Origin of the sequence: Pantoea sp. QMID4, assembly GCF_030270445.1 — a bacterium.
GTDB lineage: Bacteria > Pseudomonadota > Gammaproteobacteria > Enterobacterales > Enterobacteriaceae > Pantoea > Pantoea vagans.
Window position 1 is genome coordinate 36,575 of the sequence record NZ_BSXL01000013.1, and the last position, 22,622, is coordinate 59,196.

Annotated in this window: 17 protein-coding genes; all 17 read left to right on the forward strand. The window is 57.4% G+C overall.

What is annotated here, in order from left to right:
• Positions 1–75 precede the first annotated feature (75 nt).
• The 17 genes from QSK07_RS22035 to QSK07_RS22115 all read left to right on the forward strand — a co-directional run bounded on the left by QSK07_RS22035 (position 76) and on the right by QSK07_RS22115 (position 22,408).
• The gene (locus QSK07_RS22035) at positions 76–414 is read left to right on the forward strand and encodes a hypothetical protein (protein ID WP_285723139.1); all 339 of its coding nucleotides are present in this window, start codon (positions 76–78) and stop codon (positions 412–414) included.
• On the forward strand, positions 414–1,406 hold the full coding sequence (gene traU / locus QSK07_RS22040; protein WP_285723136.1) for a conjugal transfer pilus assembly protein TraU: 993 nt from the start codon (positions 414–416) through the stop codon (positions 1,404–1,406). The genes QSK07_RS22035 and traU overlap by 1 nt, the downstream gene beginning before the upstream one ends.
• A 9-nt stretch (positions 1,407–1,415) precedes the next feature.
• A complete protein-coding gene (gene trbC / locus QSK07_RS22045; protein ID WP_285723134.1) occupies positions 1,416–2,045 on the forward strand; it encodes a type-F conjugative transfer system pilin assembly protein TrbC in 630 nt (209 codons plus the stop codon).
• The gene (gene traN / locus QSK07_RS22050; protein ID WP_285723132.1) at positions 2,042–3,892 is read left to right on the forward strand and encodes a type-F conjugative transfer system mating-pair stabilization protein TraN; all 1,851 of its coding nucleotides are present in this window, start codon (positions 2,042–2,044) and stop codon (positions 3,890–3,892) included. Before trbC ends, traN begins: the two co-directional genes overlap by 4 nt.
• Positions 3,892–4,689 (forward strand): type-F conjugative transfer system pilin assembly protein TraF, encoded by a 798-nt coding sequence (gene traF / locus QSK07_RS22055; RefSeq protein ID WP_285723130.1) that lies wholly within the window; start codon positions 3,892–3,894, stop codon positions 4,687–4,689. The genes traN and traF overlap by 1 nt, the downstream gene beginning before the upstream one ends.
• 10 nt (positions 4,690–4,699) lie before the next feature.
• Positions 4,700–5,170, forward strand: a complete 471-nt coding sequence (locus QSK07_RS22060; protein WP_285723128.1) for a hypothetical protein — start codon at positions 4,700–4,702, stop codon at positions 5,168–5,170.
• The gene (locus QSK07_RS22065; RefSeq protein ID WP_285723126.1) at positions 5,167–5,379 is read left to right on the forward strand and encodes a hypothetical protein; all 213 of its coding nucleotides are present in this window, start codon (positions 5,167–5,169) and stop codon (positions 5,377–5,379) included. The genes QSK07_RS22060 and QSK07_RS22065 overlap by 4 nt, the downstream gene beginning before the upstream one ends.
• Positions 5,369–5,992 carry an F-type conjugal transfer protein TrbB gene (trbB, locus tag QSK07_RS22070; RefSeq protein WP_285723124.1) on the forward strand — a complete coding sequence of 208 codons (624 nt, stop codon included), beginning with the start codon at positions 5,369–5,371 and terminating at the stop codon, positions 5,990–5,992. Before QSK07_RS22065 ends, trbB begins: the two co-directional genes overlap by 11 nt.
• Positions 5,993–6,023: 31 nt before the next feature.
• Complete coding sequence (locus QSK07_RS22075; protein WP_285723123.1) at positions 6,024–6,302, forward strand: hypothetical protein; 279 nt, start codon at positions 6,024–6,026, stop codon at positions 6,300–6,302.
• A gap of 34 nt (positions 6,303–6,336) precedes the next feature.
• Positions 6,337–7,704: a conjugal transfer pilus assembly protein TraH gene (gene traH, locus QSK07_RS22080; protein WP_285723121.1), complete on the forward strand. Its 1,368-nt coding sequence runs from the start codon at positions 6,337–6,339 to the stop codon at positions 7,702–7,704.
• Positions 7,697–10,744 (forward strand): conjugal transfer mating-pair stabilization protein TraG, encoded by a 3,048-nt coding sequence (traG, locus tag QSK07_RS22085; protein ID WP_285723119.1) that lies wholly within the window; start codon positions 7,697–7,699, stop codon positions 10,742–10,744. Before traH ends, traG begins: the two co-directional genes overlap by 8 nt.
• A 14-nt stretch (positions 10,745–10,758) precedes the next feature.
• Complete coding sequence (locus tag QSK07_RS22090; protein ID WP_285723117.1) at positions 10,759–11,319, forward strand: hypothetical protein; 561 nt, start codon at positions 10,759–10,761, stop codon at positions 11,317–11,319.
• A 180-nt stretch (positions 11,320–11,499) separates the two neighbouring features.
• The gene (gene traT, locus QSK07_RS22095) at positions 11,500–12,183 is read left to right on the forward strand and encodes a complement resistance protein TraT (RefSeq protein WP_285723224.1); all 684 of its coding nucleotides are present in this window, start codon (positions 11,500–11,502) and stop codon (positions 12,181–12,183) included.
• Positions 12,184–12,604: 421 nt separating this feature from the next.
• The gene (locus QSK07_RS22100) at positions 12,605–12,964 is read left to right on the forward strand and encodes a hypothetical protein (RefSeq protein ID WP_285723114.1); all 360 of its coding nucleotides are present in this window, start codon (positions 12,605–12,607) and stop codon (positions 12,962–12,964) included.
• 100 nt (positions 12,965–13,064) lie between these two features.
• Positions 13,065–15,686: a type IV conjugative transfer system coupling protein TraD gene (traD, locus tag QSK07_RS22105; protein ID WP_285723112.1), complete on the forward strand. Its 2,622-nt coding sequence runs from the start codon at positions 13,065–13,067 to the stop codon at positions 15,684–15,686.
• Positions 15,683–21,541 (forward strand): MobF family relaxase, encoded by a 5,859-nt coding sequence (gene mobF, locus QSK07_RS22110; protein WP_285723110.1) that lies wholly within the window; start codon positions 15,683–15,685, stop codon positions 21,539–21,541. Before traD ends, mobF begins: the two co-directional genes overlap by 4 nt.
• A gap of 69 nt (positions 21,542–21,610) precedes the next feature.
• Positions 21,611–22,408: a DsbA family protein gene (locus QSK07_RS22115; protein WP_285723108.1), complete on the forward strand. Its 798-nt coding sequence runs from the start codon at positions 21,611–21,613 to the stop codon at positions 22,406–22,408.
• Positions 22,409–22,622: the final 214 nt, after the last annotated feature.

Sequence of the window (22,622 nt, forward strand, 5' to 3'; positions counted from 1 at the left end):
TCTGCCCCCCGCAGGCAGGCCTGATTAACGTCTGACCCCGGCAGTTCCGCTGCCATCATTACGGAATCTCATCCTATGACACACCCTGCTGAAATATCGGCTCAGCCGGTCGTGCGCGATCGCTGGGGCGGCTGGACGCATCCTGAATTTTTTGTGCCCGCTGACGGCAATGAATATCCGCAGCCCGGCGAGTTTGAGGCCTGGCTTTCCGCACATAATCTGGCGGCCGCCTTCATCTGGATGGAAAACGACACACCTGGCTGGATGATGAAGGAATTCTGGAAAACAGGTAATTGCAGCCAGTGGCAGCCGTCCGGGCCCGGGGGCGAGGGATGGTTTGTTGGCAGCATACACGACACAGAGGACGGTCCGGTGTGCGTCTGGCTCCGTAACAAATCGCAGGTCAAAGATTAATGAAACACTTCCTTCTCATAATGTGCCTGCTTACAGCAGGCGTCATGGCGAAGCCTGTTATGGCAGCGACCAGCAACGCCGGCGATGGACGCTGGGTAAATCCCATCAGTGACGTCTGCTGGAAATGTCTGTTTCCGATGTCGCTTGGCAGTGTCCAGCTGGCTTCAGGCGCGCACCCGGATACCCCGAACCCAGCCTCACCCATTCAGATGTGCCCGTACGGGATTTTCTACCGGCTGGGCCTGGCCATCGGTTTCTGGGAGCCGCTGGCGCTGACTGATGTGACGCGGGAACCCGGGGTCATGGTGAATATGGGCGGCTTTAAGATTAACCTCGGCCGCACCGGTGCCGGACGCGGCGGGCAGAGTGACTCTCCCACTCCCGGCAGCTTCTATCACGTGCACTGGTACAAATACCCACTGATTTACTGGCTCAACATCATCACCAGTGAAGGGTGTATGCAGACCGGTGATATGGACATCGCTTACCTGTCAGAAGTTGACCCGCTGTGGAACGACAGCACACTGGCCATGATCCTTAACCCGGAAGTCGCGCTGTTTAATAACCTGCTGGCGCAGGGGGCATGTGCTGCAGATTCCATTGCTTCAACGGCTGGCGTACCACTGGACCCACTGTTCTGGTGCGCCGGCGCTCAGGGGTCGATGTATCCGTTTACGGGCTTTACCAGTAACGAATTTTCACCACTGGAAGCCTCACTGCTGGTCAGCGAACGCATGGCCTTCAAGCTACACCGGGAGGGGCTGGTGATGGAGACTATCGGGGCGGATGTTGCTGTCTGTTATGAATATCCGTCCCCGATCATCCCGAAATCACGCTGGCGTTACCAGATGGTGAATATGTATCCCGAACCCAATAATTGCCACCCGTTCGGTACCACAACCCAGCTCTGGGGCTCTGTTCACAACTCACCGGCGACGAAAAAGAATTTCGGCTACCTCATGTGGCGAAAGCGTAACTGCGTTTATCTGTAAGGACTCACCATGAAACAACCTCTGATTACGGCGCTGCTTGCGGGCGCCGCGCTTCTTTGCGCAGAAATGGCGAATGCTGCAGAGCAGCCTGTCGTGTCAGGCAATGATATGGCGTACATGAAACAACAGCAACGCGACCTGGAACTGTTCAAAAGCCAGCTGAAGGGCATGAATATCACATTGCCGGATACGCAGCAGGGACGGGTTTCGCAGCTGCAGAATGAAATCGCCGCAACACAGGCGGATCAGAACAGCGCCGCACGACCCGCGCCGCGCGCTGTTTACTTCGTGAGTCTGGGTATCCCAGCAGAGGGCCTGCTGCCGATGCTTGCGGATGCACGCCGCTTCGGCATACCGGCCACGCTGCGCGGCCTGCTGAACAACGACTTTCGCCAGACCGCTGAGACGATGTTCGAACTGTCCAAAAAAGATAAGCAGGCCGGGGTGCAAATCGACCCGACCCTGTACGAAAAGTACAACATCAGGGCCGTGCCGGCGCTGGTCGTCACCTGCGGCAGTCGGTTTGACGTTATCTATGGCAGCCTGCCGGTTAAGCAGGCACTCGAAGAGGTTAATCAGCGCGGAGATTGTGGCAGCACTGCCGGGCAGCTGCTGCAGGATGCGGAGGGAGCGAAATGAAGTGTGCCGTGCTGCTTTCTTTATGTCTGATAGCGTCCGGCGCATTCGCAGATGCGACGAGCGACGCTTATAACGCAGGTGCGGGGTATGCCGGATCAAACAAGGGGCAGGGCACTGCTGCGGCAAAGGGGACAGACCCTGCATCGGTCATTCCAGGCTATACGGCCAGTCCTCCGCAGGGGGGCTACTACGGCGGCGTGCAGGGCGGTGATGGTGGGATCAAGGATAAAGGGCAGACACAGATCGGAAGTAATGAAGCTGGGCAGGCCGTTACGGATTCTTCAACGAAGAACCCGCCTGTGACCATCGATCCCAATGCTGACTTTATCCAGAACGGCAAGAATGCAGAAGCCAACAGCGGCTCTATCGTGGACGGTACTAACAGCCAGTGCACTGCGAAAGTAGTGTCAAAGTCAGTATTTGAGAACTTCACATGTGACAGGGACGTGGCTCAGGTTCAGACCTGTGCCCGCACCGGCAGCATAATCCTCACAGGCTCCAGTCACACGGAAACCAGGACGATGAATATGCTGCTCAAAAACGCACGCCGTGTGGACAAACAGGTACTGGTAGATATTACATTCCCGGAAACGGCCACGCTTGTTAGCGGTACCACGCAGCTTGTTTATACGCCGGCACCTACTTATGTCACTTCACCTAGATTTTATTATTACGTGGCGCTGCTCAATAACAATGTCACGCTTGAGTACGGTAAGGGTGCTGTAGGTATCAATATTGCCGGAGTTCAGGTCAACGCAGGCCAGACCTATACAGCGATTGTTACCATGAATTCCTCCCGTGGTAATACACCCTACGATACGTTAGTGAAATACATCAATAATGGCACGACCCTGTTCCATCTCGACGTGACTTATAACGTAACCGTGTCAGATAAAAAGGCTGATACGACCTGGTCTGAAAGCTGCAGCTTTGATAAATCCCAGGCCACCGCCAGCACCGGCACCGTTTGTACCGATCCGGGTGGTACACGTTCAGTTGATTCTGACGGTCAGACCTATACCCAGACACAGGGCTGCTGGCAGTACCAGGACAGTTACATCGTGCCGGTTAATTCCACCGGTAACTGCGCTCAGCTCATGTCTGACCGAAACTGCACTTTAGCTGGCCGAGGATGTACTGAAGCTGAAGGCGGTACGTGCACGCATGAACAGGATACATATCAGTGCCAGACCACTTTCAGCTCTCAGGGCCTGCTGTGCGGCGGTCAGTACCTCTGTCAGAGCGGCGACTGTGACGGTACGGACGGTGCCGGTGACAACGGCTTCGATACTGCCGTGGCCAAGCTTGCTGGTCTTGCCTCTGCCGGTGATGACGTGAAGAACGGCGATCAGATCAACATAAAAGCGTTTACGGGGCAGGCGCTCTATTGCCGTAAAGCAATGGCTGGCTTTTCAAACTGCTGCGTTGATACCGGCTGGGGAAACAGCTCGGGGCTGGCCAACTGCAACAGTGACGAAATGGCTATCGGCAAGGCGAAAGCTAAAAAGGTCACCGTTCTGGTCGGTGAAGCCTGCAATAAGGCTGTGCTCGGGGTGTGCGTACAGAAGAAGCAGGCTTACTGCGTGTTCGGCGGCAAACTTGCCCGCATCATTCAGGAGCAGGGCCGCCGCGATCAGTTGCACGTCAGTTTTGGCAGTGGTGACTCTCCCAATTGTCGCGGCATCACTGTGCCTGAACTGCAGGCCATCAACTTTGATCTGATCAACTTCCAGGACTTCTATAGCGACCTGATGGCTAACCAGAAAATCCCTGACTCAGCGACGATGATTAAGCAGGCAAAAGACCGCATAGCTGCGCAGGTCAATGCGCAGACAGGAGGTAAATAATGAAGCGACTGCTGATCACCATGATGATGGTTGTGTGTGCCGGACAGGCGGAGGCTGACGATGTGCCTGCTGCTGACGCTGTAGTGACTCCAGCCGACCCGTTTACCGGCTGGCACTGGTACAACGAGCCGAAGAAAAAGGCGGACCCGCCCGCGCCAAAACCACAACCTGCGCCGCAGGTACCGGACTTCAGCAGGCTGTCACCGTCAGAGCAGGCGGACGTACTTAAGGAGTACACAAAGGAGGCATTGAACAACGCCATCCTCCATCCGTCCGCAGAGCATACAGCCACGTTCCTGCGCTGGCAGAAGTTCTGGACCGACCGGGCCTCGATGTTCAGTCAGTCCTTTGCCGTGGCGCAGCTTGACCATCCGGACCTTGACTACAACCTTGACCATCCGCACTACAACAGCACCGCGCCACTGCAGCAGGCGCGGGACCAGCAGGAGCAGACGCAGGCCATCAGCCAGCTTGCCGGCCAGTACGGGCTGTTCTACTTCTACCGCGGCGGTGACCCGATTGATGCACAGATGGCCGGCGTGGTGGCGGACTTTGCCCGCCTGCGCCACATCTCCCTGATACCGGTCAGCGTGGATGGCACTGTGTCGCCGCAGGTGCCCGACAGCCGGCCGGACGGCGGTCAGAGCGCGCGCATGGGGATCAGCCACTATCCGGCGCTGTTCCTGGTTGACCCGAAGTCAAAAAGGTTCCGGCCGCTCGCTTACGGCTTTATGACGCAGGACGACCTGGCGAAGCGCTTTCTCAATGTGGCCACCGGCTTTAAGCCTAACTTCTGAGGATCTGATTATGCTGACACTCTCTCCTGTCTGGCACGGGCGGCTGCGCGCTGCGCGCCGGATACAAAACCTCCTGCTGCAGACGCTGGTGATCCATCCGGCGCTGCTGTTTTTTCTGCTTTTCCTGCTCAGTGCACATAGTCCGGGAGGCGCCGGACAGTGGCTATTGAAGGAGGCCGAAGCGCTGGTGCGTGACGCCCCAGCGGGACAGGTGTGGGGCTGTGTATCGCAGGTCATGCCCGTGGAGACCTGGCCGTCGGTTCCTGATACATCACGGCATAAGGCCGCACCGGTCAGCAGTGATATCAGGCCTGCACCCCCGGCAGCCATGTGCGTAAAAGCGGCGGTGAGCCGCGAGGCATGGGCGGCGCAGACTAATGACACGCTGCTGTCCCTCTATAAAGCCGGCGTGGTGCTTTCCGTCATATCAGGCCTGTCCGTGAGACATTTCCGCCGCCGGGCAAATGGAGAAAACGTATGAACAGACTTCCCCTCATCATTACGCTGTTTATGGCGGGCATCATTTTTAACTGCCTGCGCCAGCTGCTGGCGTGGTCCGTCAGCTTCACGTACGACGTGCTTACCAGTACCTCAGTCGCCTGTCTGATTCTGGTTGTGCTGGGCCTCATTGCGGAGCTGATTGCTTGGCGAAGGTCGCGCGGCGGCCGGGGAGGCCATCATGAGGCTTAATGTGCTGCTGACGGTACTGCTAACGCTGCCGGTATTCGCACAGGCGTCGGTGGCCTCGGACATTGCTGCGCTTGAGCAGGCGAAGGGGCAGCGCGGTGCACAGCTGCCGGATTTCGGACTGCCCGGGACGCGCCCGGTGCGTGCGGCACCTGCAAAGCCGCTCAGAATGATGACCCTGACCGACGGACGGCAGGTGAACCTGAACGATTATGCGGTGGTGGTTTTTATGCAACGCGGCTGTCAGTACAGCGCTAAGTTTGACCCGCTGCTGAAGTCCTGGGCTGATTCGGAAGGGATAAAGGTGTACCCCTATACGCTTGATGGCTACGGCGATGCAGCCTTTCCCATTGCGCTTATCCCGCGTAAGGCGGGACCGAATGAGCCGATTGCCGGTGAGATCCTGACGTTCTTCGGCAACGGGCTGCCCATCGCCACGCCGACCACCTTTATGGTCAACGTGAACACCAACGTGGCCTACCCGCTGTTTCAGGGTGAGACGGACATGGGAACCATGAGCCAGCGACTGGCGCAGATGATCGAAGCCGATATCGATAACCTTCCGCCGGACACGCTGGGTCCGGTCCCGAGCAGTGCCTCACTGACCCCGCAGTAATACGGGCGGCTGTGCCGCCGACGGAATACCCATGACTGAAAAAACGTTAACGCTCTCCCGACTGGAGACTGCGCTGCTGCTTGTCTGCGCCTCACTGCTGGCCGCCGCCGCCCTGTATGCCTGGCTCGCCTGTGAAATTGCCGGCCATATGGATGGCATGACTTACGGTTCTGACGCGCTGGTGCTCAGCGGTCTGCAGCTTTATCCGCTGCTGTTCCTGTTCTCCCTTGCCGGTGGCTTCGGCTGCGGCGTACTGACCAGCATCACCCTGCGCCGGCACGGATTTATGAATGAACGGAGTTTTCAATGACAGAACGTACACACTTGCAGGCGGGGAAAACATCATGAATCTGCGTCAGTTCCTAACAGGCGCTCTGGCCGCTCTTACACTGAGTGCGCCGGCCTTTGCCGACGTGCAGGGCGACCTGAACGGCTACTTTGGCAGTCTCGGCTTTGACGGCAACGTCTCAAAGGCGCAGGCATGGCAGGGTCAGGCAGCCGGATATGTTACCGGCGGCTCCATCTATCTGCGCAACCCGGTCAAACAGGTGCAGCTCATCTCGATGCAGGTACCGTCACTTAACGCCGGCTGCGGCGGCATTGACTCCTATCTGGGTGCTTTTTCCTACATCAACGGGGCAGAACTGCAGCGCTTCGTTAAGCAGATTATGAGTAATGCGGCGGGCTACGCATTTGATCTGGCACTGCAGACGATGGTGCCGGAGCTCAAGCAGGCCAAAGACTTTCTGCAAAAGCTGGCCTCCGACGTGAACTCCGCCAACATGAGTTCCTGTCAGGCCGCGCAGGGCATCATCGGCGGTCTGTGGCCTGTGTCTCAGGTTTCGAACCAGAAAATCTGTCAGGACATTGCGGGTGAGAGCAACATCTTTTCCGACTGGGCGGCATCTCGTCAGGGCTGCACGGTGGGCGGTCAGGGTGACAGCGTCACCGGCAGAGCTTCCGACAGTATGAAGGATCAGGTGCTGAAAAATAAGAATCTCATCTGGGACGCGCTGGGCCGCAACCATCTGTTTGATGGTAACCGCCAGCTGAAGGAACTGGTGATGAGCGTGGTGGGTTCAATCATTTTTAACAAAGCGGGGCAGGTCACCGTTCTGACGCCTCTCGTTGATAATCGCGACATTATTACCGTGCTTATGCGTGGCGGCACCGCGAAAATGTACGGCTGTGATGAACAGGACCTGTGCCTCGGACCGACGGTGGCCAGCGTCACGGTCAGCAGCGACGTGGCACTGGTGACGCAGGTAAGGAACCTGATGATTTCCATCGACAGCAAGCTCACCGCTGACACTGGCCTGTCTGACAGAGAGAAGGGCTTCATTAATACCACCTCTGTGCCGGTGCTGAAATACCTGACTAACTCACGCAGCATGGGCATGAGCCCTACCTACCTGATACAGGTCGCCGATTTTATTGCGCAGGACATGATGATTCAGTATCTGCAGGAGCTGGTAAAGCAGGCGAGCCAGTCACTGGCTGGTAAAAATTTCCCCGAGCAGGCGGCCGGCGAACTTCGCAACAACGTGCTGGCTGCTACCTCGCTGCTGGCACAGATGAAGTTGCAGAGCACCGCCGACCAGAATGCACTGGACGGCATCGATCGCAATATGCAGTACCTGCAGCAGCAGGTATCGACCATTATCTCGACGTCCTATCAGGGCAACTATCAGTGGGGAACGGGCAATGACTGAGGTCTGGACCATCTACGGCGGTGACATGTGGCGGCAGGTGTTTAATGGCGTCGTCACCGTCATCGGCAGCGACACTTATGACACGTTAAAACGTATCGCCGGACTCTTCGGCGTACTGGGCGTGATCTTCAGCTTTATCAAATCGCGCAACCCGATGGTGTTTGCCAGCTGGCTGGCCATCTTTTTTGTCATCACCTCGGTGCTGCTCGTTCCGAAGCGCAGCATACAGATACTTGATGTTACAGACCCGGCGGCAGTTTATCAGGTCGATAACGTGCCGGCAGGCCTGGCCTTCATCGCAGGCCTGACCACGTCCGTGCAGTTCGGGGTGGCGCAGCTTTATGAGTACAGCTTCTCGCGGCCGGACTCGCTGACCTATACGAAGTCTGGCATGCTTTTCGGTTCACAGATTGTTGCTCAGACTACGGACTTCCGGTCACAGAATCCGCAGCTGGCCGGAATGCTTACCGACTACGTGGAAAACTGCGTGGTGGGCGATATCCTGCTGAATAACAAGTACACCGTGTCACAGTTGCTGAACAGCACCGATCCGCTGACGCTGATTACGAATAACCCGAGTCCGCTACGCGGTCTGTACCAGGATACGGGCAGCGGCCGGCAGTTCATTACCTGCCAGCAGGCGGCTGCCGTCGTTAAAAACCTGATCGGGGCTGACGTGCGCATCGGCGGTACAACCTGGCATGCGCTGGCAACTCGCGTGTTCGGTAGCCGCGTCAGCGGGGATACACTGCTTGGCAACGCAATGGATGATAGCTACAACTTCTTCTATGCAGGTGGCCTGAGCGCCGCGCAGATTATGCGTAATAACATCACCAATGCAGCAATCCGTGACGGCTGGAAAGGTTTTGCGGCGCGCTCTTCCGATACGGCCAACCTGCTGAATCTGGCTACCGAGTCCAGCATGACCAAACAGCGCATCAGCTGGGGCGCGGGCGGCGTGATAGCCGCACGTACACTGCCAATGTTCCAGTCACTGATGATGCTGGTACTGATTGCGCTATTCCCGCTGGTGATTGCGCTTGCGCTGGTAAACCATGACATCTTCGGGCTTAAAACGCTGAAGCTGTACGCCGGCGGTTTCGTTTACTTCACCATGTGGCCGGTGATGTTCGCTATCCTTAACTCACTGGCCAACTTCTATCTGCAGACGAAGACCGGTGCCACGCCGCTGGTGCTGGCCAATCAGGATCAGGTCGCCCTGCAGCACTCAGACGCGGCCAACATCGCGGGCTATCTGAGCATGTCGATACCGGTGCTCGCATTTTTCCTGACCAAAGGCGCTGCGTCGGTGGCTTCTCAGGCCGTAGGTGGAGTGATGAGTTCGGCGGCGTTTGCGACTGGCGGACAGGCCTCCACGACTGCAGACGGCAACTGGTCGTTTAACAACATGTCGATGGATAACGTCAGTGCCAACAAGTTTGATACTAATATGCTGCGCCGCTCAGGGTCTCAGGGCTTCCAGACCGGCAATAACGCGATGATGACGCAGACGGCGGACGGACATACCGTAGTGGATACCAGTCAGGCGATATCAAACCTGCCTGTCAGCATGCGGCTCAGCTCACTTGCGAGCAGCGGGTTCTCCGAGCAGGCACGGCAAGCGCAACAGCAGGCGCAGAGTTCGCTTGATGGTTATAACCACAGCGTGACCAGCGGTTTCCAGCAGATGAACCAGCTGACACAGCAGAGCGGCAATAGCGACAGCATGACGCAGGGCAGCGACAACAGTGTGGCAACGAATGTCTCTAAAGGCGCGAGCAAAATGCAGTCTGCCGTTGAGAACTATGCGAAGTCGCATAATGTCTCTGAGCAGCAGGCATATAACCAGCTGATGGACATCACTAATCAGGGAAGTGCAGGCACGGGTGTCAGGGTACAGGTTAAATTTGATACCGGTGATCAGTTGGCGGGTAAACTCGGCAAGTGGGCGACTGGCGTGAGCGCAGGAGGGGAAGCCAGTGTCAGTGCTGACCTTCGTCATACGACCGGCAGCTCGCATGGAACGCAGGACAGCCACTCAGAGGGCCATGATAGTCGCCGCGATCAGAGCAGTCAGGAGGCACGTGATTTCCGCGAAGGTATGGATATGGTGACATCAACTCGCCTGAGCGATTCGGGGAGTCATACTGATAATCAGTCCAGCTCTAATGCTCAGCAGTTTGCAGCGACTCTCAATGATGCGAAGAGTCAGTACCATCAGTACACTGAGAGCAGCACGCGTAGCCAGGAGTTCAGCCGCATGGCCACTCTTTCACAGACGCAGAGCGCCAGCCTGGACGCCAACTACAATCAGGAGTTCGTGGACTGGACTACCGCGAAGTATGGCAGCGATGCGCAGAACATCCTGACAAACGTCAGAAGCGCTCAGGGCGCGGCCACCGAATTTATGCATGAACGGCTTGAACCCGAAATCATGAAGAACTATGGCGCACGGACTGACCAGGTTAATAGTGAGCCGCTGCAGCCGGCAAGCTCACTGGATGCAGCAGGGATATCTGCAGACCGTGGAATCACGCTTCCCGCCGGAGCACAGACTTCCGGACAGGCCCTGTCGGGAAGCTCACCGGCTTACAGTCATGTACCCGCTGAAGGTACGTCACAGGAAGCTGTCGTCAGAAAAGGCCAGCCAACTGAAGTCAGCACGCGGCAGGGAGAGCGGAATCTCAGCGTTCCTGCCAGTGCACCTTCACAGGAAATGAGAGAAGATTTCCGCAGTGGGTCAAAGCGTATAGGCGAGCAGGCTGCCGGCGCCGGCATTCAGAATAACGTCGCCAATCAGGTCGCAGCACAAAGATCTGGCCTTATGGAAACTCTCAGGGAAAATGACGGTAAAATCGCTGAAAATAAAACCACTGTTCAGACGTCCAGTGATATACTTAAGCACGAACATGATTCTGCTAAAGGAAATTTTAAAGCGGGTCATAATAAAGAGTTAAATGAGCAGGGCCAGAAACCCAAAGATAATCTGGGCGATGACTTTGATAGAAAAATAGCGGAGCTTAGACGGCGTGCCGGATAAGTAAGGGGGCTGGGATGATGTATAGCGATATGAAGAAGGATGCAGATTATCTGCTTAATAGTTTTGCATCTGGCGAACAGCAGGTTCCAAATGCACTCGATGCAATGAAATTGAGTGCTGCTTTTCCGGTAACCTGTTTGTCGTTGTATGCATTATCGTTCGCATACATCATCTATAGCTTTGTGCCGCCAGACGATGTGTGGATTAATCCGACGCTGCATTATCAGGGGCTGACGCTGGCCTTCGGTGGCTTCACACTTATCTTATCATTAGCGATTATGGCTATGACTTATACTCCGTTTCTGTTGCTGACCGCTATACCGCAGACAGTGAGAAGTAAATCGCTACTGGTGCAGAAGTTAAGTCGGACATACAAAAATACCTGTATAGCAGCAATCTTTGGCAATGGCATGTTCGCATTAATGGCAGCCTGGAATCCGCAGTTATTTTATGCGGCGCCATTCGTGCTTTTGACAAGTCATCTCATCATGCAGGCTATTATCAGTTCAGAATTAACACGCTATGGTATCGCTGGCGCAATGAGCAAATTCGCCAAAATTATTAAAAGCATCTGAGTATAACCACCTCCCGCTAATGCCCCTTCCGCCAATCAGGCAGAAGGGGTTTTCTTTATAAACACTTCCAATTAATACAGCGTGCCCAGGGGCGCGCCATTTCCGTTTTCTTTGTTAAATAAGGATGAACCTGTGAAAAACCGCAATGTCTTCGTGGCAGCGACTGCTGCTGCCTGTCTTATGCTTTCTGGTTGTAGTGCCATGAGTACAGCTATTAAAAAGCGCAATCTCGATGTCAAAACGCAGATGAGCCAGACCGTCTGGCTGGAACCCTCCAGTCAGAAAACGGTTTATCTGCAGGTACGAAATACCTCCGATAAAGACATGAGTGATCTTGAGCCAATGCTGGCGCAGGACCTGCGTGCAAAAGGCTATACCGTGACCTCCAGTCCTGATACTGCCTATTACTGGATTCAGGCCAATGTGCTGAAAGCAGAAAAGATGGATTTGCGGCAGGCACAAAGCTTCCTGTCGACAGGATATGAAGGCGCCGCTACGGGGGCTGCTCTTGGTGCGGGTATTACTGCTTATAACAGTAATTCAGGGGGAGCCATTCTGGGCATAGGTCTGGCCGCGGGGCTTGCGGGAATGGCAGCAGATGCTCTGGTCGAGGACACGAACTTTACGATGGTGACCGATCTACAGATTTCCGAATGCAGCAAGGCAGCCGTGACGACAGATAATGTGGCTGCGCTAAGGCAGGGAAACTCTGGCCTCAAGCTACAGACCAGCAGTGAAGAGGGCAACCGTTTGAAGTATCAGACCCGCGTCGTTTCAAACGCTAATAAAGTGAACCTGAAGTTTGAAGAGGCAAAACCTGTTCTTGAAGCGCAGCTGGCTAAATCGGTCGCCGGCATCATGTAACGCAAGATACTGCTTAGCTGGTTCTGCAACTGTCAGGGAGGCAGTTATAACGGTATAGCAGCTTGCAGGGCTCTGAAATTCCTGGTATTAAGTAATGACCGGTTGCAAAGCCGGCGGCATGCGCCTTAAGGGGAAATAAGAAAATCTCTCCTGACAACGGGGCGCCTGCCGACCCACGTCTGCGCCCCCCGGGCAGCAGACACCGGGGCAGCATCAACACCACGGGTGCTGCCCTCCTCCCTCACGGGACCTCATATTTCCACCTTTCTCCCTGAAATACGGGGTAGCGGAAGCGTGGCTCAGATTTAACCGACATTTATCCATCATGCTCCACGGGGTTCTGCCCCTGCAGCGCGCGCCGGAGCCTGCGTTGTAACGGCTGTGCTTCATCCCCAATCTTAACTTTCTGAAGGAAATACCTATGCTCACTCTCAACGGTGCGGCACGCACATTTGTTATCTGGTTAACCCTGTGTTTCGCCTGGAGCGCCATTGTGCTGTGGCAGTTCGGGCCGGATATCGTAAAAACCATCATGTCACACAGCCATCTGTTTGCCTGGGACCTCGCTACCCGTATGGTGCAGGGCGACATGATGCCCCCGGGCGTTATCACGCTGCTGCTGGTTCTGCTGGTCATGACGGCCGGTTGTGTGCTGTCTGCGCTCACGCTGACCTGCTGGAATCTGTTTATCTTCACCTGTGCTATCCCGGTTATGGCCGGCGTCTGGCTGCTGCGCCGTACGGGGCTTATCCGCACCCCCGCGTCCGTCACGCTGAAATAATTTCCGGGGCCTGATCGGCCTTTTCTGCCACTTCTCTTTCTGCCGTCAGCCTGCCCGGTTTCTCCGGGCGGCTGCGCCTGCGTGCTTTCCGGAGTTTCCCATGAGTTTTACACCCAAATACCTGACGCAGGGTGGCCAGATGACGGCCTACCGGCTGCGCATGTTTGTGCAGGTCAGCAACTGGATTTTCCACTGGATGCTGCTGCTGTTCGTGGTGGCCACCGGCGCGCTGTTCTGGCTGACAACGCCCGACGATGTACTGCGTAACGGCTTCTGGTACTGGGCTGCGTGGCCCAGCCACTCACTGCTGGGCCTGTCCCCGCGTGCGGCCGAGGCCACATGGGACATCTTCTGGCACTGCGATGAGAGTGCGCAGCTGTGCACGATAAAGCTGACGCCGGCGCAGCTGCTGGCCAATCCGTGGATGCAGGACATGGGCCGCCAGTTCCTGGCGAACCTGCGCTTCATCTCCAGCGCCTGTGGAATCACCGCCAGCCTACTCTGGTGCCTCATCGCCTGGTATGTGGGGCGCATCGGTAAGAAGGAGAGTGAGGACGAGTTTATCTCGGGCATGACCCTTACCGATCAGCCTAAAGAGGTCAACCGGCTACTGAAAAAGGCCGGTCAGAAGTCCGATCTGCAGATTGGCGGCCTGAACATGGTGAAGAACGCCGAGATTATGAACTTTCTCATTCACGGCACAGTTAATGTAGGCAAGTCCACGCTCATCCGCTGGCTGCTGGACTATATCCGCAGGCGCGGCGACCGCGCGATAGTTTACGACTCCGGCGGCACATTCATCGAGACCCACTACGACGAGCGCCTGGATAAAATTCTTTGCGCTCACGACAGGCGCTGTGAGAACTGGGTGCTGTGGCGCGAAGCGCAGGACGTGGTGGACTACGAGAACATGACGGCCGCGCTGATGCCGGTCGAGGGAGACTCCGACCCGTTCTGGGTATCCTCATCGCGCACCATCTTCAGCGACACGGCCATGCAGTTTGCCTCGCGGCCCGATCGCAGCATTGAGGCGTTCCTGAAGACCTGTCTCTCCATCGACCTGAAAAGCCTGCGCGAGTTTCTCAAAAACACCCCGTCCGCCAACTTGGTTGAGGAAAAAATCGAGAAAACCGCCATCTCTATCCGCTCGGTGCTGACCAACTACGCCAAGTCGCTGCGCTATCTGCAGGGGCTGGACAAGGAGGGTAAGCCGGAGTTCAGCATCCGCGAGTGGATGACCGACGCGCAGTACGACAGCAGCTGGCTGTTTATCTCCACCACGGCACGCCACCGTAAAGCGGTACGCCCGCTGATAACCATGTGGCTGTCGATGGCCACGCTGCTGCTGCAGAGCATGGGGGAGGACAGCGAAAGGCGCGTGTGGATCATCGGTGATGAGATTGTTGGTCTGCAGAAGATACCGGAGCTTAACGAAACGCTGGCCGAGGGGCGAAAGTTCGGGGCCTGCTTCGTGATTGGCATTCAGAACATGCCGCAGCTTATACACATCTACGGCCGCGAAATGGCCAAAGCCATCTTTGACCTGCTGAACACCCGCGCCTATGGCCGCTCACCGAGCGCAGAGGTGGCCAAAATCGTGGAGGAGGAGCTGGGTCATCAGCGCCGGCGCGAGGCACGCGAACAGAACAGCTACGGTCTTGATCAGGTGCGCGACGGTATCTCCATCAGTAAGGACAAGGTCAACGAGCCCATCGTGGACTACGACCAGATTATGAGGATGCCGAACCTGCAGTTCTACGTGCGCCTGCCGGGCGAATACCCGGTGGTGAAGCTGAACCTGAAGTACCGCAGACAGAAAAAATATCACCCCGCACTGATTGAACGCGACTTCCGTGACCGGCTGAGTCCGGAGCTCGAGCGCATCATCGAAAGCAACGAACGCAGTTCCCGCGCAGCGAACATTTCGTTTCCGACCGGCGAAGAAATACTGGAAGACGATAACCCTGCTACCGCCACATCCGGACCGGCGTCTGTGCCTGTCTCATCCGCTGCTGCGCCGTTAAAAGCTCAGCCGCCCGTGGTCCGCCCGCTTTCGCCTGCTGAGCATGAGGTTGTGGTGTCGGTACCTGCTGCGACGCCAGCTGCAGCACTACCCGCATCAGAGGCCGCAGGTGATACGCCGCCACCCTCAAATGTGCGCCCGTTCCCGCTGCGTACTGTACCCGCGCCGGTCATTGCAGCTGAGGCTGAGCCGCTGCTGGCAAAGCAGACTGCCGCAGAGGCACCGCCTGAAACGAAAATGCCGCCGCCGGCACCTGTCCGGCCGGTAGCGCCATCAGACACCGGGCGTGAAGCATCGCCGCCGCAGACGCTGAAGCCGATCGTGCGCCCCCTTATGAAGTCAAAACCGTCCGGACCCAGCGCACTCGACATGCTGGCGCGCCGTAAAAGCCGGGCTGCAGCAGCAGAAAGCAGTGAAAGCGACGCTGAGGAGGCGATGCCGCAGGATGGCGCGGCGCAGGGTGAAGCCCCGGAGCTGAACATGCAGATGGAAAAAGACGACGGTGGCCGCCTCATCGTCCGGCACATCAGCCCGCGAAAAACTGACCAGCAAAAGCGCGAGGAGGCTGATGCCCGGCAGTACAGCGACGCCAACGCGCGCATGGCCGATGACGAAAAGAACATCCTGCGACACCGCGACGACTACGACGCGTATCAGGAGATGAGTGACAGCCTGGACCCGGGAGGGTATGAACGATGATGACCGTTGCTCCGGTGGCTTCGGCCGCCGACGCTGCCGGCTACTACAGCAGCAAGGATAACTATTACTTTCTGGATGACATGCCCACGCAGTGGATGGGTGAGGGTGCGCGGGAGCTGGGCCTTGAGGGTCCGGTTGACCTAGATACGTTTACGGACATCCTGCACGGCAATCTGCCCAACGGCGTGGTGCTGGGCAAGGAGGTGCAGGGTGCACACGTGCACCGCCCGGGTCACGACTTTACCTTTTCGGCACCCAAAAGCGTCTCGATGCTTATCCTTGCCGGCGGCGATAAACGCCTGCTGGAGGCGCACCATGATGCAGTAAAAGAGACGCTGGCAATCATGGAGCAGACTGTAAGCGCCCGGGACACGAAGGAGGGCGTCACGCGCATCGTGACCAGCGGTAAAATGGTTGCCGCACTGTTCACGCACGATACCTCCCGCAACCTCGATCCGCAGATCCACACGCACGCGGTGATGGCCAACGTCACGGAGCTGGACGGCAAGTGGAAGGCGCTGGCCACCGACACCATTCACGGCGCTGGCTTTATTGAAACGGCATACCGCAATCAGATAACGTACGGCAAAATCTACCGCAACGTGCTTAAAGGCAAGGCGGAGGCTATCGGCTATGAAACCGTGCCGACCGGCGGCCGTCATGATTTGTGGGAGATAAAGGGCTTTACGGAAGCGGTGCTGGATGAGTTTTCATCGCGGCACCGGGAAATCCATGCACGCGCCGGCGAGGATGCCTCGCTGAAAAGCCGTGACGTTGCCGCACTCGATACGCGCCAGCGCAAGCAGGACATCAGCCGCTATGGCGATGACGAAGCGGCCACGGGGCGCACCCGGCCCGAATCTTCCTCCATACCCGAGCAGGCTGAGCCTGCGCCGGCGCACGAGGTAACCGTTACAGGAAAAATCCCTGCAACAGCAGATAAAGAGCCTTTAGACCCGTCAGCACAGGATAAAGACGTGCCGGCAGAACGCGGACCCGAGAGCACGTTGTCAGCTGCAGAAGAACTCTCTGAAACAGCAGGTAAAGAATCTTTAACGCCGTCAGTACAGGATAAAGACGGGCCTGCAGAGCCTGCGCCGGAAAGTGCGCTGTCAGCCGCAGAAAAAGCCAGTGTGACTGCAGATGAGAAACTCTCAGCGCCGTCAGCACCGATTCAGGATGACCCGATCGCCAAACCCGAAACGGCCGACGGCCGTGCCCGGCTGCAGGCGCGCTGGCAGCGCCAGATGGAAGACACCGGCTTTGACATTCAGGGCGTGATGAATGGAGCGCGCGAACGTGAAATGTCCCGTCCTGAGGCGGGTGAGGTGCAGGACGCCCCTGTGCCGGCGATGGAGGCGGTCCGCACCGCCATTTCCGTGCTGAGCGACAGCCGGACCCGCTTTACCTATGGTGACCTGCTGCTGACCGCCCACGATGCGGGTGAAACGCAGCAGAAGCTGCCAGACCTGCGCAGGGCCATCGATCAGGCAATCAGTGAAGACCTGCTGACACCGCTTGACGGCGAAAAGGGCGTATTCACCTCACAGATCCACCTGCTTGATGAACTCTCCGTACAGTCGCTGACGGCAGAAATACTTAAAGAGAATAAAGTGGCGAATATGCGCATCTTTTCAAAAGCGCCGCCGGCGCATCTCGAAAAAGCGGCGCGATCACCGGTGGCCATTCTGAATGCGCCAGCTTCCGTGCAGCGCCTGCGCGAAACTACCGAGGAACTGGTGACAATGTCACGGGAGCAGGGGCGGGACGTGAAGGTGCTGACCAGCTCCGCGGAGCGTGCGCTGAGCTTTGGGAAATCCCCGCTGCTGAAGAACGATTTGCTGTCGCGCAGCCGCCTGCTGGACAGCACATTCAGCCTCGGCGTGCAGAGCACGCTGGTTATTGAGGGCGCGGAAAAACTCGGGCTGAAAGAAGTGCTGGTTCTGACCGCCGAGGCGCGGGAAAAAAATGCGCAGCTACTGTTCCTTGACAGCGCCGGCCGTCAGTCTAACGCCAGTGCGCTTTCCGTACTGGCTTCAGCCGGGGCGGAGCGCCTCACGCTGAGCACCCCGGTGCCTGAAATGGACGTCCGGGTGCTGAGTATTCAGGATAAGCGCGAGCGGTATCAGGTTCTGGCCGATCGCTATGCCGAACTCAGCGGCGGAGACGCGCCCGTAACCGCTGTCGTGACGGGTGCCCGTGAACAGCAGCAGCTCACCAGCGTCATCCGCGACGCGCTGCAGAATGCCGGCAAACTCGGGCGTGATACAGCAGAAATCGAGTCACGCACCCCTGTTTTCGCTTCGGCCAGAGAGCGCCGGCTTCCGTCCACCTACCGGGCAGGGATGGTACTTGAAGATCGGACGGAAAAAGAGGAAACGCGTCACTATGTCATCGATCGTGTGCATGAGGATACACGCATGCTGTCCCTGATTGACGGTGACGGCGTGCTGAGCCGGGTGAAAATGACAGCCCTGACCGGCGACTGGCGCCTGTTCACGCGAGCCACTCTCAGCGTGGCACCGGGTGAGCAACTTTTTGCGCTCGCGGCCGATAAAGAAGCCGGCCTCAAAGCGCGTGACCGGCTCCGGGTGACGTCGGTGGAAAATGGCATGCTGACGGTTCAGCGGGACGGGCAGAAGCGTCCGCTTCGCCTCAGTACGGATGGCCCGTTATACGTTACCCACGGTTACGTCAGCGCGCCCGGGAGCCGGGACTTTGAGACGGGTACGGTGCTTGCGTCACTTGGCGCCCGTGACCTGTCCGCCAACATGATGAATTCGCTGGCGCAGTCCGGAAACCAGGCTGAAATTTATACCGGCGAAGCGCTGGGTCGTGCCGAAGAGAAACTCGGACGCCTGCGGGATAACCGTACACCGCTGGAACTGATCCGCCAGCTGAGCGGCCGGGAGGAAGCCGGTGAGGCGATGTATACGTTGAAAGCCGGCATTCAGACCGATGCGCAGAAGGCGGTCTCCCGGGCAGTATCCAATATGCGGGATGTCGCTTTTCCGTTTGCACAGCTGATAGAAAAAGCGGCCGAATTTCTTGGCAGCACTGGCGGGGTCGGCGGAGAAATAATCCGGTTAGAGCAGGCCGGGGAGCTCATTAAGGTGCCGTATGACGGCGAAATCCGCTACGTAGCACGCGCCACATGGGAAATGGAGAAAGCGATTGTCAGGGAAGTGGAGGCCGGAAAGAACGCCGTGACACCGCTGATGGCCAGTGCCGCAGCCGCGCTACCCGCCAGCCTGACAGCCGGGCAGCGCGACGCATCCACACTTATCCTTGAGAGTGCCGACCGCTTTAAGGCGGTACAAGGGTACGCGGGTGTGGGTAAAACCACACAATTTGACGCTGTCAAAACGGCCATTGATACACTGCCCGAAACCGTGCGACCTGCGGTCATTGGGCTGGGGCCGACGCACCGTGCTGTCAAGGAAATGCGTAGCATCGGTATTGAAGGGCAGACCATGAAATCATTTCTGCTTGACTGGCAGCAGCGCACCGCCGCCGGCGAAAAGGTCAGTTACGGCAATACGCTGTTTCTCATCGATGAGGCCTCCATGCTGGGTAACCAGGATACGGCGGAGGCCCTGCGCGCCATCGCGGCGGGCAATGGCCGTGCGGTCATGGTGGGCGACGTCGCCCAGCTCGAATCACCGGAGAGCGGTGCTCCCTTCCGCCTGCTGCAGGAGCGCAGCCCGATTGATGTCGCGGTGATGAAGGAAATCAAGCGCCAGCTCAGCGACGACCTGCGCGGCGCGGTGTACAGTGTCATTGAAAATAAAGCCGCCGCGGCGCTGGAGAAAATTGATCGCGTTTCCCCTGCCGTAGTGTCGCGTCGGGCCGAAAGTCAGGCACCGCAACGTTCAGTTATAGAAGTTCCTCCGCCGCCAAAGGATGAAAACGGCAACGAGCTGCCCGGCCCCGACGGCAGGCGGGCGCCCCGTATCCATGACGCAATCGTCGCCGACTACATGAGCCGCACACCGTCTGCACGTGCACAGACGCTTATCGTAACGTCACTGAATGACGACCGACGAGCACTTAACGCGGGTATTCATTTGGCGATGACGGAGGCTAATGAGCTGGGCGGAAAGGCGGTTCTGGTGCCGGTGCTTGAACGTGTTACCAGCGGACGTCACGACTTTAACAGGTTTGATGCCTGGAAGGTCGGACATGTGGTGCTGAGCGGCGATCGTTACCTGAAAGTCACAGGCCTGGACCGCGGCACGAAGAACGTGCTGCTGCGGGACGAGGATGGGCGGATGCGCTACTACTCGCCCGCCGAGCTTAACGCGACTGAAATCGAGGTTTTCTGGCAACAGACGCTCGAACTGCGTACCGGTGACAGCATCCGCATGACCAAAACTCAGCGACAGGCAGGCCATGCAGCGCATGAACAGTACCAGGTGGCGGCGCTTCATAATAATGGAGACGTCGTACTGAAAGGTACATCAGGTGAGAAGGTGATTTCTCCTGGCAATACTCTGGCGGATCAGCACATTGACTACGCGTGGGCAGTTACCGGTCATGGTGCTCAGGGGGCGAGCAGCCGCTTTGTTATCGCGCTGGAAAGTGCCACAGGTCCGCGGAGTATGATTAGCGGGATGCGGGCGTTTTACATCAGCGTGTCAAGGGCAAAGGAGCATGTGCAGGTATACACCGATAACATAAAGGTTTGGAAAAAAGCGTTAACTCAGGAAGAAAAGGGCTTCAAAACTGCCCACGATGCACTGTCGCCAGAAACTGAGCGCAAGCAGGCCCGCGCCATCTGGGCTATGGGTCAGCCATTGATGAAGACCGCCATTGGGCGTGCCTTTCTAAACGGCAATGGGCTGGGCGGGGCACCGGTGACGGCACGCATCATCCCGCCGACACGGAAATATCCAGAGCCGCACCTGGCACTTCCGGCTTATGACGGTAATGGTAAAGCTGCCGGTCTGACTCTGCTCCCGCTGCACCATGAAAAGGGAGTGATTAATCCAGGCCAGTCCCGTCAGCTGGCAACAGAGGATGCACAGGCCGCCATGCTGCAGAAAAGCCGCAGCGGCGAGATCCTGCTCGTTAGCGATCTCAAGCAGGGATTTGCCGCTGCGCGCGAAAAGCCGGAGGCGGGTGTGTTGATCTTGCACGGCCGTCAGATGCCATCCGCACAACTATTGAAGGTGGCAGGTGGCAATCTGGAAGAGCTGCGCCGTCCGGACGCCACACTTCTGAGTCAGGTGAAAGCTGAGCTGCAGGAAATACTTGCCGTTCTGCCACAAACAGAGAAAGAGCAGGATGAGCAGGCTACGCTGCGTAGTGCAATAAAATCAGTCAGCATCGGCAATATGAAGGAAAAAATCAGCCTGCCGCCAGTGCCACCAGGCCGGGACGGTATCGATAAGGTTACGCTGGCCGTGCAGCTTGCAGCACGTGTGGCAGAGCTTGTGGAGCAGAAGCTGCCCCGCCTACCGGGCGAGTCGCAGACTGACTACAGCGCGCTCGTCAGGCAGGCTGCCCGGACACTGGCGGATACGCCGGATGTCTCAGCTGATGTAGCCGTTCGCGCCGTGCTCGGTGCACTGTCAGTCAGCGGTATACCTGACAGTGTCAGGCAAGCCGCGACAACAGGCAGCAACGGCGAGACACCGGCTGCCGTGGTCCGCCAGGTTCAGGAAGAAATTAACCGTTCGCGACCTGCGGTTAAAACTGTTCAGCCGGAAATCTCTTCAGCGGCTCTGGCCAGTGCCGCGCGCGAACTTGAGCAGCAGACCCAAGTCAGCCTTCCTCCGGAAGCTCGGGGACGTGAGCCTGATAGGGAGTTACCTGCCCCGGAAATCACCCGTCACATACAGAAAGAACGTTAAAGATCAGCGCGGCCGTATTCGCGACCGCCTCACCTTCAGCCTGCTCCGCGCAGGCATATGAGATAAATCATGAAACAGACCCTTAAGATGGCCACCTTTGCGCTGGCCATGAGCACTTCGTTGTTTTCCGTCCAGTCCGCTGCAGCTGGCACTGAAACTTTTACCCCGGAACAGCAGGCCCGTATCGGCGAGATTGCGGCGGACTATCTGGTCGCGCATCCGGACGTGCTCATTGAGATGAGCAAAAAGCTGCAGGCGCGGCAGCAGGCCATGCAGCAACAGACTTACGTACAGTCAGCGCTTAAAACACATCGGCTGCTGATGCAGCTCGATGGCGTGCCCCTTAAAGGACCGGCGGATTCAAAAGTTATCGTGACTGAGTTCTTTGACTATGAATGTATTGCCTGCAGCATGATGGCGCCGGTGATGGAAAAGGTGATGGCTGCAAACGCCGGTGTGCGCTTTGCATTCCGGGACTGGACTATTTTTGCCGCCCGCTTTCCGGAATCAGCGCAGGCTTCACGCCGGGGCCTCAGCATTTACAGGACACATGGTGCGGATGCGTACATGGCATTCCACAACGGCATTTACCGGACCGGACATAACGAAGGGAAACTGACAGCAGAAGATATAGAGAAAGCCGGTATTGCTGCCGGTACAGGTAACGTTTCAGATGAGAGTAATTCTGCTGCCGACCAGATTATTGAGAACAATGCTGCCCTGGCTGAAATGCTGGGGCTTACGGGGACACCTGGCATTATCGTGATGCCTGCTGAAAACGCCACGCCGGATAACACCACTGTTATCCCGGGGGTGGTAAGCGAACAGGTTATGCAGCAGGCCATTGCCCGGGCAGAAAAAGGTTAAAAAAACCGGCCTGAGTCATACAGGGCCGGTCACAGTATCCATAACGGAAAAGACCGTCGGATGTACTTACAATCGCGCTAACAGTATCAGTGAGTATCGGCCATAGTGCCACAACCTTTACCCCATGATGGCCACGCCGCTCAGGCTGTTCGTTCCTCGCGAAGCTGCGGTACGCCTCAGCCTGAACGCCCTGCCCATCGTATAGGTAAAGCGA

Coding starts and splice junctions, on each gene's coding strand:
- QSK07_RS22035 (WP_285723139.1), top strand. CDS start 76: ATGACACACCCTGCTGAAATATCGGCTCAGCCGGTCGTGCGCGATCGC.
- traU (WP_285723136.1), top strand. CDS start 414: ATGAAACACTTCCTTCTCATAATGTGCCTGCTTACAGCAGGCGTCATG.
- trbC (WP_285723134.1), top strand. CDS start 1,416: ATGAAACAACCTCTGATTACGGCGCTGCTTGCGGGCGCCGCGCTTCTT.
- traN (WP_285723132.1), top strand. CDS start 2,042: ATGAAGTGTGCCGTGCTGCTTTCTTTATGTCTGATAGCGTCCGGCGCA.
- traF (WP_285723130.1), top strand. CDS start 3,892: ATGAAGCGACTGCTGATCACCATGATGATGGTTGTGTGTGCCGGACAG.
- QSK07_RS22060 (WP_285723128.1), top strand. CDS start 4,700: ATGCTGACACTCTCTCCTGTCTGGCACGGGCGGCTGCGCGCTGCGCGC.
- QSK07_RS22065 (WP_285723126.1), top strand. CDS start 5,167: ATGAACAGACTTCCCCTCATCATTACGCTGTTTATGGCGGGCATCATT.
- trbB (WP_285723124.1), top strand. CDS start 5,369: ATGAGGCTTAATGTGCTGCTGACGGTACTGCTAACGCTGCCGGTATTC.
- QSK07_RS22075 (WP_285723123.1), top strand. CDS start 6,024: ATGACTGAAAAAACGTTAACGCTCTCCCGACTGGAGACTGCGCTGCTG.
- traH (WP_285723121.1), top strand. CDS start 6,337: ATGAATCTGCGTCAGTTCCTAACAGGCGCTCTGGCCGCTCTTACACTG.
- traG (WP_285723119.1), top strand. CDS start 7,697: ATGACTGAGGTCTGGACCATCTACGGCGGTGACATGTGGCGGCAGGTG.
- QSK07_RS22090 (WP_285723117.1), top strand. CDS start 10,759: ATGATGTATAGCGATATGAAGAAGGATGCAGATTATCTGCTTAATAGT.
- traT (WP_285723224.1), top strand. CDS start 11,500: ATGCTTTCTGGTTGTAGTGCCATGAGTACAGCTATTAAAAAGCGCAAT.
- QSK07_RS22100 (WP_285723114.1), top strand. CDS start 12,605: ATGCTCACTCTCAACGGTGCGGCACGCACATTTGTTATCTGGTTAACC.
- traD (WP_285723112.1), top strand. CDS start 13,065: ATGAGTTTTACACCCAAATACCTGACGCAGGGTGGCCAGATGACGGCC.
- mobF (WP_285723110.1), top strand. CDS start 15,683: ATGATGACCGTTGCTCCGGTGGCTTCGGCCGCCGACGCTGCCGGCTAC.
- QSK07_RS22115 (WP_285723108.1), top strand. CDS start 21,611: ATGAAACAGACCCTTAAGATGGCCACCTTTGCGCTGGCCATGAGCACT.